This window comes from Devosia sp. Root685 (assembly GCF_001427875.1).
GTDB lineage: Bacteria > Pseudomonadota > Alphaproteobacteria > Rhizobiales > Devosiaceae > Devosia.
In genome coordinates this window covers 454,950-470,636 of the sequence record NZ_LMHK01000003.1, presented here as the reverse complement: position 1 = coordinate 470,636, position 15,687 = coordinate 454,950, and the positions used below count along the sequence as shown (strand labels likewise).

The window sequence follows — 15,687 nt, the reverse complement described above, 5'->3', positions numbered from 1 at the left end:
GGTTGCACACCTCACCATGAGGGCTACTTGGTTATCGGTTAAGGGTCTTTTGCACCGATTTTGCACACGCGAAGTCACCTACCATAACCCAGGAGCTATACCTGTGGCCTAGATTTCATTTCCACTCGCCTCTTGGCGATGGCAAAGATCGACCATCATCCAGCCACGACCTCGCCCTTCGAGGCTGCGCTTCGCTTCGCACCTCAGGATGAGGTCTACTGGGAAAGGAAAAAGGCCAATGGACAAGACAGTGCCCGATCTCGCTGCTGCGGTGGCGGGGATTGAGGATGGCATGGTGCTGATGGTAGGTGGGTTTGGCGGCTCGGGCGCGCCTATCGAGCTTATTCATGCGCTGATCGACCGGTTCAAGGCGACGGGGAGTCCGAAGAACCTGACCGTGGTGAATAATAATGCCGGGAATGGGCGGATCGGCATTGCGGCGATGATCGATGCGGGGATGGTCAGCAAGATGGTTTGCTCGTTTCCACGCTCGGCTGATCCGCGGGCTTTTACCGAAAAATATCTCAAGGGCGAGATTGGGCTGGAGCTGGTGCCGCAGGGCACGCTCGCCGAGCGCATTCGGGCGGCGGGCGCTGGGATTCCGGCGTTTTACACGCCGGCCAGTTTTGGGACCGATGTGGCCAAGGGGAAGCCAGTCGCCGAGTTTGACGGCAAATCCTATGTGCAGGAGCGTTGGCTCAAGGCCGATGCGGCGCTGATCAAGGCGGAACTGGCCGATACGATGGGGAATCTGACCTATCGCAAGGCGGCGCGGAATTTTTCGCCGCTGATGGCGGCGGCGGCCAAGCTGACCATTGTGCAGGCGAGCAAGATTGTTGCGCCGGGCGAGATCGATCCCGAACAGGTGGTCACGCCAGGCATTTTTGTGAACCGTGTCGTGGAAGTGGCCGATGCAAAGCAGGAAGAGGCGCTGATGCGCGAAGGGGTGGCCTATTCATGACCAGCAAACTTTCGAACGCACAAATTGCCTGGCGCGCGGCGCAGGATATTGAAGACGGCGCCTATGTGAACCTTGGCATCGGCTTTCCCGAAATGGTCGCAAAGTTTCAGCCGCCGGGGCGGCAGGCGATTTTTCACACCGAGAATGGCGTCTTGAATTTTGGCGAGGCGCCGCCGGCGGGTGAAGAAGACTGGGATCTCATCAATGCCGGGAAGAAGGCGATCACGCTCAAACCCGGCGCGGCGTTTTTTCATCATGCCGATAGTTTTGGCATGGTGCGGGGCGGGCATCTCGATGTGGCGATCCTTGGGACCTACGAGGTCGCGGAAAATGGCGATCTCGCCAATTGGTCGACGGGACCCAAGGGCGTGCCGGCCGTGGGTGGGGCGATGGACCTGGTACATGGGGCCAAGCGGGTTGCCGTGATTACCGACCATGTGACCAAGGACGGAAAGCCCAAACTGGTGAAGCGGTGCTCGCTGCCGCTGACGGGGGTGGGCTGCGTGACGCGGATTTATTCGAGCCTTGCGGTCATCGATATCGAAGGCGGACGCTTCGTGCTGCGCGAAAAGCTGCCGTCTATGACTGTCGAAGAATTGCAGGCGGTGACGGGGGCGGAGCTGGTGCTGCCCGATGTGATTGGCGACCTCGTGGCGCCGGAGGTTTCGTAAAATGGCTGAGGCTTTTATCTGCGCTTTTCGGCGCACGCCGATCGGGCGGTTTGGCGGGGCTCTGTCCGCTGTGCGGCCGGACGATCTGGGGGCCATTCCGCTCAAGGCGTTGATGGCGGAACATGCCGGCGTCGATTGGGACGCGGTGGACGATGTTATTTTTGGCAATGCCAATCAGGCCGGCGAGGACAATCGCAATGTCGCGCGGATGAGCCTGCTGCTCGCCGGGCTGCCGGTGGGGGTGACGGGGACGACGATCAATCGGCTTTGCGGCTCGGGCATGGATGCGGTTATTGCGGCGGCGCGGGCGATCAAGGCAGGTGAAGCCGAGCTTGTGATTGCGGGCGGAACCGAGAGCATGTCGCGGGCGCCCTTTGTGCTGCCCAAGGCCGAGACGGCGTTTTCGCGCAATGCCGAGATTTATGACACGACCATTGGCTGGCGCTTCGTCAATCCGGCGATGAAGGCGCTTTATGGCGTCGATTCCATGCCCGAGACCGGCGAGAATGTGGCGCAGGAATTTGGCGTATCGCGCGAGGCGCAGGATACCTTTGCGGTGCGGAGCCAGGACAAGGCGGTCGCGGCGCAGAAGAGTGGGCGATTTAGCCACGAAATCGTTGAGGTCTCGATTGCGCAGAAAAAGGGCGATGCGGTTGTTGTCGATACCGACGAGCATCCACGCGCTGGAACGACGGTTGAAACGCTGGCCAAGCTGCGGCCGCTGTTTCCCGGTGGCAGCGTTACGGCGGGCAATGCTTCGGGGGTGAATGATGGGGCGGCGGCGCTGATCATTGCTTCGGAGGCGGCGGCGAGGAAGTATGGTCTGACGCCAATTGCGCGGATTTTGGGCGGGGCCACTGCGGGCGTTGCGCCGCGGATCATGGGCATGGGGCCGGCCCCGGCGAGCCGGAAACTGTTTGCGCGGTTGGGGCTTTCGGCCGGCGATTTCGATGTGATCGAACTCAACGAGGCTTTTGCGAGCCAGGGCATTGCCGTGTTGCGCGAGCTTGGAATTGCCGAGGATGACGGCCGCGTAAACCCCAATGGCGGGGCGATTGCGCTGGGACATCCGCTGGGAATGAGCGGCGCACGGATTGCTGGGACGGCGGCGCTGGAGCTTTCGCTGACGGGCAAGAAGCGGGCGCTGGCGACCATGTGTATCGGGGTCGGTCAGGGTATTGCGGTGGGGTTGGAGCGGGTTTGAAGGCCCGCTTTCGATAGACTTGCTTTGATCAAAGCGGCAGGTGCGGTAAGAAAGTGTAAACCTTTTGGCGGCAGAAGCCGGCATAACGATCACAATATGCTTGCGCGGCGCGCGAACTTTGTTCTGCCATCAAGGCGCCGCGATTTGGGCTTAGTGCCGCAATTGAAGCATCCGCAAAAGGACGAAGGCATGACGGCACGGGCCATACCTCTGGCGGGAATTGTTGCGCTGGCGGTTTTCGTCTCGGGCTGCTCCATGGCTGGCCTCAAGCCGCTTGCGGGCAATAAATCCGCTTCTGCCGCTATTGCGTCGATGGCTCCCGTGGCCGCGACGCCGACGCCGGAGGGCCACGTGCCCAAGGCTGCGAACGTGCCGCGCGCCGGTTCGGACCTGCTGCTCGGTTTTGCGGCCAGCGAACGCGGTTCGCTCGATGGGCTGATTTCCCACTATTCGAAAGAATATAGCGTGCCCGAAGCCCTGGTGCGCCGCGTGATCGTGCGCGAAAGCGGCTACAACCCCAGTGCGCGCAACGGGCCCTATTACGGGCTGATGCAGATCAGCAATGCCACCGCGCGCGGCATGGGGTTTTCGGGTGAGGCCTCGGGGCTTCTCGATGCGGAAACCAATCTGCGCTTTGCCGTGCGCTATCTTGCCGGGGCCTATGTGACGGCCGGCGGCAACCACGACCGCGCCATGCAGCTTTATGCCAGCGGCTATTATTATGACGCCAAGCGGCAGGGTCTCCTGGAAAAGTCCGGGCTGCGCTGAGGACCGGCCGCCATTCGGCTGAGGCTGGTCTGCAAACGGCGGTTTTCTGCGCTTCCGGCGCTCACGTACCCAAGGTACGCTCCGCTCCGGGTCTCGAAAACCACCGTTTTCGCCTCAGCCTGAGCTGACTGTCGACCGGTCCTACGGCTCTCGCTCTTTTACGCCTTCTCCTCCACGAGGTCTGCAGCGCCATAATTGCGACGCTGTGGGACGTGAGAACTGGTCCGCGGCCAGAGTGCCGGGGGAGATTTTTGTGCGATTTTCTGTTTTGGCCGCCGCTCTGGTGGGTGTTTTTGCCATGGCCGCTCCGGCGCAGGCGCGGGATATTTGTACGCTGATTGCCGATCCGGCGACGCGGACGGTGTTGCATGAAGAGGGCGATTGCCAAACGCGGGTGACGCCGGCTTCAACGTTCAAGGTGGCGCTGGCGGTGATGGCTTATGATGCCGGGATCATCACCTCCGCGCATGAGCCGAAATTGCCGTTCAGGGACGGTTATGCCGATTGGGGCGGGGACAGCTGGCGGCGGGATACGGACCCCGCCATGTGGATGGAGAACTCTACGGTTTGGTATTCGCAGCTGCTGGCTGAAATGCTCGGGGCCGAGGGGTTGACGGCCTATGGGCAGAAATTTGGGTATGGGAATGCAGATTTTGCCGGCGATGCGGGCAAGGATAATGGGCTCGAACGGTCGTGGATTTCGTCATCGCTGAAAATTTCGCCGCTGGAGCAGGCGGGCTTCGTCGCGGCGCTGGTGGATGGAAAACTGCCGGTATCGCAGGCGGCAATGGCCGGGGCGATGGAACTGGTGCAGCAGGGCGGGATGAGCGGCGGCTGGACGTTGCAGGGCAAGACCGGGTCGGCTTTTCCGCGGATGGCGGACGGGAATTTTGACCGGGCGCGTGGCTGGGGCTGGTATGTGGGCTGGGCCGAAAAGGGCAACCAGAGGCTGATTTTCGTGCGGCTGGCGCAGGACGAGCAGCGCCATTCGGTGAGCGGCGGGCTGAGGGCGCGAGATAAATTGTTAGAGGATTGGGCCGGGTTGATGGCGGGGCTGGGCGGGCGCTAGTCCCAGGCTTTCAGCATGGCCGCGGTGACAAAATCGAGATGCGTGGCCATGGCTTCGCGCGCGGCCGCGGCATTGCCTGCCAGGATGGCGCCCACGATCTTGCCGTGGTCTTCCAGAATATGCTCGCGCACTTCTGATATGGCGGCCAGGTGTTCGTGGAATTTCGTATCGACCTCTTCGGAGCGCGAATTCCACAACTGGTCGAGCATTTCGCGCAACACCGAATTGCCTGACCCTTCAGCAATCGTGACATGCATCACGCGGTCGCTGTCGGACGACCATACATTGCCTATGGTTTCCGCCTGCATGCGGCGGATGGTTTCGGCCAGCCGCGCCATGCCGTCGGGGGAAATATTCTGCGCCGCCAATGCCGCCGCCTCAGGCTCGAGCAATCGCCGCACCTGCATGATTTCGATGGGTGAATTTCCCTCGTCGGGCAGGGCCGCGCTGCCCCGGCTCTGGTCGCGCACAAAGGCGCCCACACCGACCCGCACTTCCACGAACCCGGCAACTTCGAGCGCAATCAGCGCCTCGCGCACCGTGGGCCGCGATACGCCAAGGCTGACCGCCAGGTCGCGCTCCGAGGGCAATTGCCGTCCGGACTCGACCGCGCCCGCCAGGATTTGATCCCGGATCTGATCGGCGATCTGGATATAGAGTTTGCGGTTGGATACGGCCTGAAGTTTCATTTTCCCCTCTGGGGCCGCCATGCGGCTCCCTTGGCAAAATCCATAGCGCTCTCCCCTCCTCGTGTCTACTGGTCTGACCACTTGACAGCTTGATCAATTTGTCTTTCATTCGGCCACATTGCGGGGGACGGCTCGGGAGAACAGAGCCGCCATACGCATCGGGAGGATTTTTCATGGCTGGGCATTTGGGGCCGGCATCCGTCGCGGGTGCGCCGGCTACGCTGGTCGAAATGACCGACATCGACAAATCTTTCCCCGGCGTGCGGGCGCTCGCCAAGGCGCGTTTCGATCTCAAGCCCGGCGAAGTGCACGCCCTGATGGGCGAAAACGGCGCCGGCAAATCGACGCTGATGAAGATTCTCTCCGGCGTCTATTCGCGCGACGCGGGCACGGTGCTTCTCAACGGGGAGCCGGTCGAAATCACCTCGCCGCGCGAGGCCCAGGCGCTCGGCGTCGGCATTATCCATCAGGAATTGGCGCTGATGCGCGACCTGACGGCGGCGCAGAACATTTTCATCGGCCGCGAACCGCGCCGCTTCGGGATTTTGGACGAAGGCCAGCTCAATCGCGATGCGGCGGCGATCTTTTCCTCGATGAACCTCAAACTTGAGCCCACCGTAAAGGTCGAGACCCTGACCATTGCCAAGCAGCAAATGGTCGAGATCGCCAAGGCGCTGTCCTATCGCTCCCGCGTGCTGATCATGGATGAGCCGACTGCGGCGCTGAACGACGCTGAGATCGCCGAACTGTTCGTCATCATCAACCGCCTCAAGGCCGATGGTGTGGGCGTCGTCTACATCTCGCACAAGATGGACGAGATCAAACGCATTTCCGACCGCGTCACCGTGATGCGCGATGGCGAATATGTCGGCACCGTGCCGGGCGCCGATACGCCGATCGAAACCATCATTTCCATGATGGTGGGCCGCACGCTGAGCAATGAAGCGCTTGTTATTCCCAACACTGCCGACGCGCCGATCGCGCTGGAGGTCAAAGGGCTCAATCGCGGCCGCGAAATCCGCGATGTCAGTTTTTCGGTCCGCAAAGGCGAAATCCTCGGCTTTGCCGGCCTGATGGGCGCCGGGCGCACCGAGGTTGCTCGCACCATTTTTGGGGCCGACCGGCGCGAGAGCGGCGAAATCTGGGTGCATGGCAAGCGCGTCGGCATTTCCTCGCCGAAGGACGCGGTGGAGGCCGGCATCGGCTATCTCTCGGAAGACCGCAAGCACTTTGGGCTCGCGACCGGGCTCGACGTCCGCAACAATATCGCGCTCGCGTCTCTCGATCGCTTTATCGGTTTCGGCGGCGTGCTCGACGAGGCCGGGATGCAGCGCGAAGCCGTCTCCTATATCGGCCAGCTGTCGATCAAGACGCCCAGCGACACGCAGGAAGCGCGCCTGCTTTCGGGCGGTAACCAGCAGAAGGTGGTCATTGCCAAATGGCTCCTGCGCGATTGCGATATTCTGATCTTTGACGAACCGACGCGCGGCATCGATGTCGGCGCCAAGTCCGAAATCTATAAATTGCTCAATGCGCTGGCGGCCGAAGGCAAGGCGATCATCGTCATTTCCTCCGAACTGCCCGAAGTGCTGCGCCTCAGCCACCGCATCGCGGTGATGTGCGAGGGACGCCTCACCGGCATGTTGCCCGGCGGCGCCAGCCAGGAAGACATCATGCGTCTGGCGACCCTGCGCGCACCGGCCATGGAGGTGCGTCATGCGGGTTGAGTGCTTTTCCTTTCTTCACCTCTCCCTGAGGGGAGAGGTCGGCGCATCGCGCCGGGTGAGGGGGTCTTCCCCTCAGCGCCGGCTGCAAGGCCCCCTCACCCGACCCAAGGGGGGCGACCTCTCCCCCAAAAAGAGAGGTGAAGAAGGAGCCGCGACAACCAGTTTTAAGGGCGAGACAGCATGACCGATACCGCAGCCCCCGCCGTCCAAAAATCCGGGCCCCGCATTTCCGGCGCCTTTCATCGGCTGCTGGCCTTTTCGGGTCTGATCGCGCTGGTCGTCGCCTTCTCGCTGGCTTCGCCCAATTTCATGCAGACCCAGAATATCCTTGCCATCCTGCAAGCGACGTCGGTCAATGGTGTGCTCGCCATTGCCGCGACGCTGGTGATCATCACCGGGGGCATCGATCTGTCGGTCGGTACGCTGATGACCTTTTGCGCCGTCATCGCGGGGGTCATTCTCACCTATCTCGGCCTGCCCATGCCGCTCGGCATTGCCGGGGCCATTCTGGCCGGTGCGGCCTCGGGCCTGATTTCTGGCACCATCATCGCCAAATTGAAGGTCCCGCCCTTCATCGCGACGCTGGGCATGATGCTGATCTTGAAGGGCCTGTCGCTGGTCATTTCCGGCACGCGGCCGATCTATTTCAACGACACGCCGGGCTTTAACCAGATCGCCCTGGGTTCGCTCGTCGGCCAGATCATTCCGGCCGTGCCGGTGCCCAATGGCGTCATGATCCTTTTTGCCGTGGCGCTGATTGCGAGCTTTGTGTTGAGCAAGACCGCGCTGGGCCGTTACACCTTTGCCCTCGGCTCCAACGAAGAGGCTGTGCGTCTCTCGGGCGTCAATGTCGATCGCTGGAAAATCGGGGTCTATGCGCTGGCCGGCGGCATTGTCGGGGTTGCCGGCGTGCTGATCGCCAGCCGGCTCAACTCGGCGCAGCCCGCGCTTGGCCAGGGCTATGAGCTCGACGCCATTGCGGCCGTCGTCATCGGCGGCACCTCGCTTTCGGGCGGTCGCGGCACCGTGCTCGGCACGTTGATCGGGGCGCTCATCATCTCCGTGCTGGCCAATGGCCTGCGCATCCTATCGGTGGCTCAGGAATGGCAGACGGTGGTGACCGGCTGCATCATTATCCTGGCCGTTTACGCCGACATACTGCGGCGCCGCACACTTTAGGCGCCGGTCCCGTTGGCGCTCTTTGAGCGCCGACACGCTGCGCATTCCGCGCCAACAAGAGGCCTGAAAAATGCCCAAAGAATTCAACGCAGCATGTGGGAGGAAAACCATGCTCAACCGTCGCACCCTGCTCGGCGCCCTCAGCGCCGTCGCAATGCTCGCCGCATCCAACGGCGCATTCGCCCAGGACAATTATGATATCGCCCTGATCTCCAAAGGCTTCCAGCACCAGTTCTGGCAAGCCGTGAAAGCCGGTGCCGACAAGGCCGGTGCCGAATTTGGCGTCACGGTGACCTTTGAGGGTCCAGAAACCGAGACCCAGGTCGATCGCCAGATGGACATGCTGGCCGCCGCGCTCTCGCGCAAGCCTGACGCCATCGGCTTTGCCGCTCTCGATAGCCAGGCTGCGAGCCCACTGCTGCAGCAGGCCCATGATGCCGGCATTCCGATCATCGCCTTCGATAGTGGCGTTGATAGCGACATTCCGCTGACCACGGTTACGACGGACAACGTTGCGGCCGCCTCGCTCGCTGCCGACAAGATGGCCGAACTCATTGGTGGCGAAGGCAAGGTTGCCGTTGTCGCCCATGACCAGACCAGCCGCACCGGCATCGATCGCGTCGATGGCTTCGTCAACCGCATCAAGGAAGCCTATCCCAAGATCGAAGTGGTATCAGTTCAGTATGGCGGCGGCGACCAGCTGCAATCGACTGAAATTACCAAGTCGATCCTCTTGGCCAATCCGGACCTCAAGGGCATCTTTGGCGCCAATGAAGGTTCTGCCATCGGCGTCGTCAACGGCAAGACCGAGCTGGGCAGCAATGTCGTCGTGATCGGCTTTGACTCCGGCGCCGCGCAGAAGGGCTTTATCGAGTCCGGTGCCATGGCCGGCGCCATCACCCAGAACCCGGTCGGCATCGGCTACGAAACCGTCAAGGCTGCCATCGGCGCGCTCAAGGGCGAAACCCTGCCCAAGATCATCGACTCGGGCTTTAACTGGTACGACAAGACCAATATGGCCGACCCGGCAATCGCTGCGGTTCTCTACGACTGATTTTGCCCGGCCCTTCCCCTTATGGGGGAGGGCCTTTTACCCACGACGTCATTCCCGCGAAAGCGGGAATCCATTCTTGCGAACACGAAGAGATTCCCGCTTTCGCGGGAATGACGCAGTGATCGAACGGGTGGCAGGGGCGGAGAATATCGAAGGAACAAGAATGGCCGACCTCAACGGAAAGATCGTCTTCATCACTGCCGCCGCCCAGGGGATTGGTGAGGCCTCGGCCCGCGCTTTCGCCAAAGCCGGTGCCAGGGTGATCGCGACCGATATCAACGCCGAAAAGCTCAAGGAGCTGGACGGCGTGGCTGGTATCACCACGCGTCATCTCAACGTTCTGTCCAATGAGGCCGTCACGCAGGCCGTCGCCGAGATCGGCCGTATCGACGTGCTCTTCAATTGTGCCGGTGTCGTCCACAATGGCACCTTGCTCGAAATGAGCGACAGCGATCTGGATTTTGCGCTCGATCTTAACGTCCGCGCCCAGATCCGCACGATAAAAGCCATCCTGCCGCAAATGCTGGAGCGCAAGGACGGCGCCATCATCAACATGGCAACGGTTGCTTCTTCCATCAAAGGTGTGCCCAACCGCGCCGCCTATACGATTTCCAAGGCCGCCGTGGTCGGGCTGACCAAATCCATCGCGGCCGATTATACGACCAGCAATATCCGCGTGAACGCCATCTGCCCCGGTACGGTGGAAAGCCCGAGCCTCCACGATCGCTGGCATGCGACGGGCGATTTCGAGGGCGCGAAAAAGGCGTTCATCGCCCGCCAGCCCATCGGCCGCATTGCGCGGCCGGACGAGGTTGCCGACCTCGCGGTGTATCTGGCGGGAGCCACCTATACGACCGGCCAGGTCCACATCATCGATGGTGGCTGGACGGCGTGATCCCCCTCATCCGGCGCTGCGCGCCACCTTCTCCCCAAGAGGGAGAAGAATGGTCCGGTGCTCGTTCAAACGCGGTGCCTCTTATTCCTCTCCCCCTCGGGGAGAGGGTGGATCGCCCAAAGGGCGAGACGGGTGAGGGTGCCTTTCTGGAAACTGCTCATGAAAATCACCACCCTCACCAGCCACGATCTGCGCTTCCCGACCTCGGCCTCGCTCGATGGGTCCGACGCGATGAACCCCGATCCCGATTATTCGGCCGCCTATGTGGTGCTCGGCACCGATGGGGCGCTTGAGGGGCATGGGCTGACCTTCACCATCGGCCGCGGCAATGAGGTTGTCTGCGCTGCCATCGCCGCGCTGACCGATCGCGTCACCGGGCTCGATCTCGACTGGATCGAGGAAAATCCCGGCCGTTTCTGGCGCCACATGACCGGCGACAGCCAGTTGCGCTGGATCGGCCCCGACAAGGGCGCCATGCATCTGGCGACCGGAGCCGTCGTCAACGCGGTCTGGGATTTGTTGGCCAAGCGCGCGAAAAAACCGGTCTGGCTCTATGTCGCCGAGATGAGCCCCGAACAGCTCGTTTCCATCATTGATTTCCGCTACCTGACCGACGCCATCACCCCCGAAGAGGCGCTTGCCATCTTCAAGGCTGCCGAACCGGGCAAGGCCGAGCGCATCGCAAAACTGCGAGCCGAGGGCTATGCCTGCTACACCACCTCGGCCGGGTGGCTCGGCTATTCCAACGAAAAATTGACCCGTCTCGCGACCGAAGCCGTCGAAGAGGGTTTTACCCATATCAAGATGAAGGTCGGCCGCGACCTCGAAGATGATATCCGGCGCCTCGGAATCGTCCGCTCCATCATGGGGCCGGACCGCTATCTGATGATCGACGCCAACCAGGTCTGGGAAGTCGACCAGGCCATCACCTGGGTCAATGAGCTCAAGCGCTTCAATCCCTATTTCATCGAGGAGCCGACCAGCCCCGACGACATCGAAGGCCATCGCAAGATCCGCGACGCCATTACGCCCGTCAAAGTCGCGACCGGCGAAATGTGCCAGAACCGCATTCTGTTCAAGCAGTTCATCAGCCGTGACGCTATCGATATCGTGCAGATCGACGCCTGTCGCATCGGCGGTCTCAACGAAGTGCTCTCGGTTCTTCTCATGGCCGCCAAATACAAAAAGGCCGTCTGGCCGCATGCCGGCGGGGTGGGGCTCTGCGAATATGTGCAGCATCTCTCGATGATCGATTATCTTGTCGTGTCAGGCACAAAGGATGGTCGCGTGATCGAATATGTCGATCATCTGCATGAGCATTTCATCGATCCCTGCGTGATAAAAAGTGCCGCTTACATGCCGCCGGAACTGCCGGGATTTTCGATTGAAATGAAACCGGGCTCGATTACCGGGAATAAATTTATTGCTCCGGTAAAGGCGTAATAAACCATCGGCGCGGGTGAGGCTAAATGCATGTGAGACATTAAGTTTCGCATAAGGGCTAGGCCCCTATCATCGCCTCGCATTAGGCCGGGGGGCTGTATTGTGTACGTGCTGATCGTTGATGACAGCAGATCGAGCTTGGCTTTACTGGGTTCGATCGTCCGGGAAATTGTGGGCGACGGGGTTGAGCTTTGTCTCAACCCGCTCGAGGCGCTGAAACGGTGCGAGGAGCGGCAGTTTGATCTGCTGCTCGTGGATCACATCATGCCCGAAATGGACGGCATCCATTTCATCGAGAGGCTGCGGGGCTGCGACACCTATCGCACCGTCCCCATGGTCATGGTCACCTCCGATATCGACAAGGCCATTCGCATCGAAGCGATCCGCGTCGGGGCCAATGATTTTCTGACAAAACCCTTCGACCCTATCGAGCTTAAGGCGCGCATCACCAACCTTCTGGCGCTGCGCGGCGCTCAGGTTGAATTGGCCGATCACGCCAATCGCCTGACGCACGAAGTGGCCAAGGCCACGGCCCATCTGCTAGCGCGCGAGGAAGAAATCATCTGGCGCCTTGCCCGCGCCATCGAGTATCGCGATGGCGACACCGGCGAACACGTTTCGCGGGTCGCTCAGATCAGTAAGATCATCGGCGAAGGCCTCGGCCTCACCGCCCAGCAATGCCGCATGATCTATCTCGCGGCGCCGCTCCACGATATCGGCAAGATCGCCATTGCCGACGCGATCCTGAGTAAGCCCGGCAAATTGACGCCGGAGGAAATGGCGCGCATGCGCGAGCATGTCACCATCGGCGCGCGCATTCTTGCCGATGCCGACAGCGACCTCATCCGCACCGCCGAACTGATCGCCCAGAGCCATCATGAAAAATGGGACGGCACCGGCTATCCCAACAATATTTCAGGCACGGCCATCCCTATCGAAGCGCGCATCGTCGCGCTGGCCGATGTGTTCGACGCCCTCTGCTCGGAGCGCCCCTATAAGCGCGCCTGGACGCTGGAGGAGGCCTATGCGGAAATCTCCCGCTGCTCGGGCAGCCATTTCGACCCGGCCTGCGTCGCCTCGTTCCAGTCGCGCTGGTGCGAAATTTCCGGGCTCATGGGCGGCGAAACGGTGGAGCTTGCAGAAAGCGCCTAAGCCACTTCCTTCGCGGCCGCTCTCGCCCGCCCACGCGGAATGCAGATCGGCCGGCCATGCACCGGGTCGGTCATGATCGCGGCATCGACCTCGAAAACTTCGGCGAGCAGTTCGGGCTTCATCAACTCTTCGGGCTGACCCAGCGCCCGCACATGGCCTTCATGCACGAACACCAGTTGATCGGCATAGCGCGCCGCCAGATTGAGGTCGTGCAGCACCAACACAATGGTGCGTCCATCTTCCTTGTTGAGCTTTGATACCAGATCGAGGCAATCGAGCTGATGGGCCATGTCGAGATGGTTCACCGGCTCGTCGAGGCAGATGACGTCGGTCTCCTGCGCCAGGACCATGGCGATCCAGGCGCGCTGCAATTGCCCGCCAGAGAGCGAGCCGATGCGGCGGTGTTTTAGGCCCGTCACCCCCGTGCCATCCATAGCGCGATTGACGGCCACGCCATCCTTTTCGCTCCAGGGCTGGAGCATGGCCTGATGCGGATAGCGCCCCAGCCGCACCAGTTCTTCTACCGTCATGTCAGGTGGCGCCGAGGGATTTTGGGCGAGGAGGCCAATCTGCCGCGCCAGATCCTTGGCGCCAAGCGTGGCGATGTCGACATCATCGAGGAGGATTTTTCCCTTTTGCCCCGTATGCAGCCGTCGGATAGCGCGCAACAGGGTGGATTTGCCGCAGCCATTGGGGCCGGCGAGCACCGTTACCTTGCCGCGTGGAATCGGTAGGTTCAGCGCATCGAGCACCGTGTCGTGCCCATACATCAAGGTGAGGTCGCGGACCTCGATGCGGCTCGGGACGAGGTCAGCCATTGGTCTTGTCCTTGCGCATCAGGAGGAAGAGAAAATAGGGCGCCCCGACAATGGCGGTCACCGTGCCTGCCGGCACTTCGAGCGGGGTGAAGGCGACGCGCACCAGCAGGTCGGCGCCGATCAGCATCATCGCCCCGATCAGCATGGAGGCCAGAATGCCGGCAAAGCGGGCGCGGCCCACCAGCAATCGCGCCAGATGCGGCGCGATCAGCCCCAAAAACCCGACGCCACCGACAAAGGCCACGGCAATCGAGGTCAGTAGGGCTGCGACGAAAAACACCGCAATGCGATAGACCGGCAGGTTGAGCCCGATGCTGCGCGAGGACACATCGTCGAGATCGGCCGGCGGCAGGTCCTTGGCGAGCCAGCCTGCCACCAGCACGGTCGGCACGAGGCAGAGCGCCATGATCTGGATTTCGCTCCAGGAGATGGCATTGACCGCGCCGGCGAGCCAGCGTGCCGCTTGCGCGGCCTGATAGATCGGCCCGATCAGCATGAAGACGGTGGTCAGGGCCTTGGCGACGGCCGCAATGGCAATGCCGAACAGGAGCAGGCGAATGGCCGAGGATGATTGCCGGCCCGAAAGAATGAAGACCAGCGAGATCGCCGTCAGCGCCCCGATCGCCGCCGCCAGCGGCTGCCAGGCGACCGATACGGTCAGCGAATTGGATTCGTTGGAGAAGATGGCAAGAAACAGCACGACGCCAAGCGCAGCGCCATCGACGACTCCCAGCACGCCGGGCGAGGCCAGTTCATTGCGGGTGATGCGCTGCAAGAGATAGCCGGAAAACGCGATGGCGGCGCCGGCAATCGCCGCCGCCATGACGCGCGGCATGCGCAATTGCCAGACAACGAGCTTTTCGGTTTTTTCACCGCCGCCGAGAATGACATGGGCTACCGTTTCGAGCGGAATCCAGGTCGAGCCGAAGGCAATGGCGGCGAGGCAGAGGAGGACGAAGAGCCCGGTGATAATGAGGACAATCGCCCCGATGCCGAAGCGGCGCCCGGCGGGCGCGGTGACAGCAAGAGTGGTCATGCGGCCCTCCGCATCAGGAGAACGAGGAGAACCACGGCGCCGACGACGGCGGTGATCGCGCCCACCGGCGCTTCGACGGGATAGATCACAAACCGCGCCGCCACATCGGCCAGCGTCGCGTAGACCCCGCCGAAGAGGGCCGCCGCCGGCAATTGATGGATGTGCCGCAAGCCCACCAGCCGCCGCGCCGCATGGGGCACGACAAGGCCGACAAAGGCCACCGGTCCCGCCATCGAAACCGCTGCGCCCGTCAAGAGGGCCACGGCGACGAAAGCAAGCCCGCGCACTGCGCCAAGCGGCACACCGAGCCCGGCGGCGGTGGAATCATCAGCCTGCAAGGCATCGAGCGCCCGCGACAGAGCAAGGCCGATCACCCCGCCGACGATGACCACGGGCAGGCCGTTGTAAAACAGCGCAATCGGCCGATCGACAAAGGCGCCAGACAACCAAAACAGCAGCTGCTGCAACTGCGCTTCATTGCTGGTGAGCAGCACTTCGACAAAGGCGTGGGAGAGACTGGCAAAGGTCACACCGACCAGCACGATCTTGAGCGGCGATAACCCGCCCGCGCTCGCCGCTACACCGAACACGACGATCGCGGTGACGAAGGCGCCAAAGGCCGCGGCCAGCGACAGGCCGGCCAGCGACTGCACGCCGAACATGATGCTCGCCACCACTACGGCCAGCGACGCGCCGGCATTGAGCCCCAGCGTATCGGGCGAAGCGATGCGATTGCGCGACAGGGTCTGCACCATCACCCCGGCCATGCCCAGAGCGGCGCCGGAGAGGGGCGCGATCAGTGCGCGCGGCAGCCGCAACCCGGCGATCACCACCGCTGTTTCCGAGCCGTCATGAGCGAAAAACGCCATCCAGACCTGATCGAGCGAATAGATCTTGTAGCCCAGCGTCAGGCTCATCAGCATGGCGAGGGCAAGCAGCAGGATCAGCCCCGCATAGACCTGCGGCAGCCCCAGGCGCAATCCCGGCGATCGGGGTGACATTGCCAGCGTGGACACCACTG

15 protein-coding genes are annotated in these 15,687 nt (G+C 62.1%); 11 read left to right on the top strand and 4 right to left on the bottom strand.

Annotation, left to right across the window (positions count from 1 at the left end):
- Positions 1 to 238: 238 nt before the first annotated feature.
- The 5 genes from ASD83_RS17380 to blaOXA all read left to right on the top strand — a co-directional run bounded on the left by ASD83_RS17380 (position 239) and on the right by blaOXA (position 4,673).
- Positions 239 to 961, top strand: a complete 723-nt coding sequence (locus ASD83_RS17380; protein ID WP_056313244.1) for a 3-oxoacid CoA-transferase subunit A — start codon at positions 239 to 241, stop codon at positions 959 to 961.
- Positions 958 to 1,632: a 3-oxoacid CoA-transferase subunit B gene (locus ASD83_RS17375; protein ID WP_056313242.1), complete on the top strand. Its 675-nt coding sequence runs from the start codon at positions 958 to 960 to the stop codon at positions 1,630 to 1,632. Before ASD83_RS17380 ends, ASD83_RS17375 begins: the two co-directional genes overlap by 4 nt.
- Position 1,633: 1 nt before the next feature.
- On the top strand, positions 1,634 to 2,836 hold the full coding sequence (gene pcaF, locus ASD83_RS17370; protein ID WP_056313240.1) for a 3-oxoadipyl-CoA thiolase: 1,203 nt from the start codon (positions 1,634 to 1,636) through the stop codon (positions 2,834 to 2,836).
- 189 nt (positions 2,837 to 3,025) lie between these two features.
- The gene (locus ASD83_RS21575; RefSeq protein WP_413813502.1) at positions 3,026 to 3,604 is read left to right on the top strand and encodes a transglycosylase SLT domain-containing protein; all 579 of its coding nucleotides are present in this window, start codon (positions 3,026 to 3,028) and stop codon (positions 3,602 to 3,604) included.
- A 298-nt stretch (positions 3,605 to 3,902) separates the two neighbouring features.
- Positions 3,903 to 4,673 carry a class D beta-lactamase gene (gene blaOXA, locus ASD83_RS17360; RefSeq protein WP_056313378.1) on the top strand — a complete coding sequence of 257 codons (771 nt, stop codon included), beginning with the start codon at positions 3,903 to 3,905 and terminating at the stop codon, positions 4,671 to 4,673.
- Here blaOXA and ASD83_RS17355 read toward each other — a convergent pair.
- On the bottom strand, positions 4,670 to 5,362 hold the full coding sequence (locus ASD83_RS17355; protein WP_056313236.1) for a FadR/GntR family transcriptional regulator: 693 nt from the start codon (positions 5,360 to 5,362) through the stop codon (positions 4,670 to 4,672). The two genes, blaOXA and ASD83_RS17355, sit on opposite strands and share 4 nt — an antisense overlap.
- A 173-nt stretch (positions 5,363 to 5,535) precedes the next feature.
- Between ASD83_RS17355 and ASD83_RS17350 the strand changes: the two genes are divergently transcribed.
- The 6 genes from ASD83_RS17350 to ASD83_RS17325 all read left to right on the top strand — a co-directional run bounded on the left by ASD83_RS17350 (position 5,536) and on the right by ASD83_RS17325 (position 12,812).
- Positions 5,536 to 7,089: a sugar ABC transporter ATP-binding protein gene (locus tag ASD83_RS17350; protein WP_210168350.1), complete on the top strand. Its 1,554-nt coding sequence runs from the start codon at positions 5,536 to 5,538 to the stop codon at positions 7,087 to 7,089.
- A 180-nt stretch (positions 7,090 to 7,269) separates the two neighbouring features.
- On the top strand, positions 7,270 to 8,268 hold the full coding sequence (locus ASD83_RS17345) for an ABC transporter permease (protein WP_056313234.1): 999 nt from the start codon (positions 7,270 to 7,272) through the stop codon (positions 8,266 to 8,268).
- 109 nt (positions 8,269 to 8,377) lie between these two features.
- A complete protein-coding gene (locus tag ASD83_RS17340) occupies positions 8,378 to 9,322 on the top strand; it encodes an ABC transporter substrate-binding protein (protein ID WP_056313232.1) in 945 nt (314 codons plus the stop codon).
- Between the two features lie 163 nt (positions 9,323 to 9,485).
- Positions 9,486 to 10,217, top strand: coding sequence for an SDR family oxidoreductase (locus tag ASD83_RS17335; RefSeq protein WP_056313229.1), 732 nt, complete (start codon positions 9,486 to 9,488; stop codon positions 10,215 to 10,217).
- Between the two features lie 159 nt (positions 10,218 to 10,376).
- Positions 10,377 to 11,660 (top strand): L-fuconate dehydratase, encoded by a 1,284-nt coding sequence (locus ASD83_RS17330; RefSeq protein WP_056313227.1) that lies wholly within the window; start codon positions 10,377 to 10,379, stop codon positions 11,658 to 11,660.
- 102 nt (positions 11,661 to 11,762) lie between these two features.
- Entirely contained in the window at positions 11,763 to 12,812 is a 1,050-nt protein-coding gene (locus ASD83_RS17325) for an HD domain-containing phosphohydrolase (protein WP_056313225.1), read from the top strand.
- On the opposite strand, the gene ASD83_RS17320 is transcribed toward ASD83_RS17325, so the two are convergent.
- The 3 genes from ASD83_RS17320 to ASD83_RS17310 are packed head-to-tail and all read right to left on the bottom strand — an operon-like array spanning position 12,809 to position 15,682.
- Entirely contained in the window at positions 12,809 to 13,630 is an 822-nt protein-coding gene (locus ASD83_RS17320) for an ABC transporter ATP-binding protein (protein ID WP_056313223.1), read from the bottom strand. The genes ASD83_RS17325 and ASD83_RS17320 overlap by 4 nt on opposite strands.
- Complete coding sequence (locus ASD83_RS17315) at positions 13,623 to 14,666, bottom strand: FecCD family ABC transporter permease (protein WP_056313221.1); 1,044 nt, start codon at positions 14,664 to 14,666, stop codon at positions 13,623 to 13,625. The genes ASD83_RS17320 and ASD83_RS17315 overlap by 8 nt, the downstream gene beginning before the upstream one ends.
- Positions 14,663 to 15,682, bottom strand: a complete 1,020-nt coding sequence (locus ASD83_RS17310; protein ID WP_244489219.1) for a FecCD family ABC transporter permease — start codon at positions 15,680 to 15,682, stop codon at positions 14,663 to 14,665. The genes ASD83_RS17315 and ASD83_RS17310 overlap by 4 nt, the downstream gene beginning before the upstream one ends.
- Between the last annotated feature and the right edge of the window lie 5 nt (positions 15,683 to 15,687).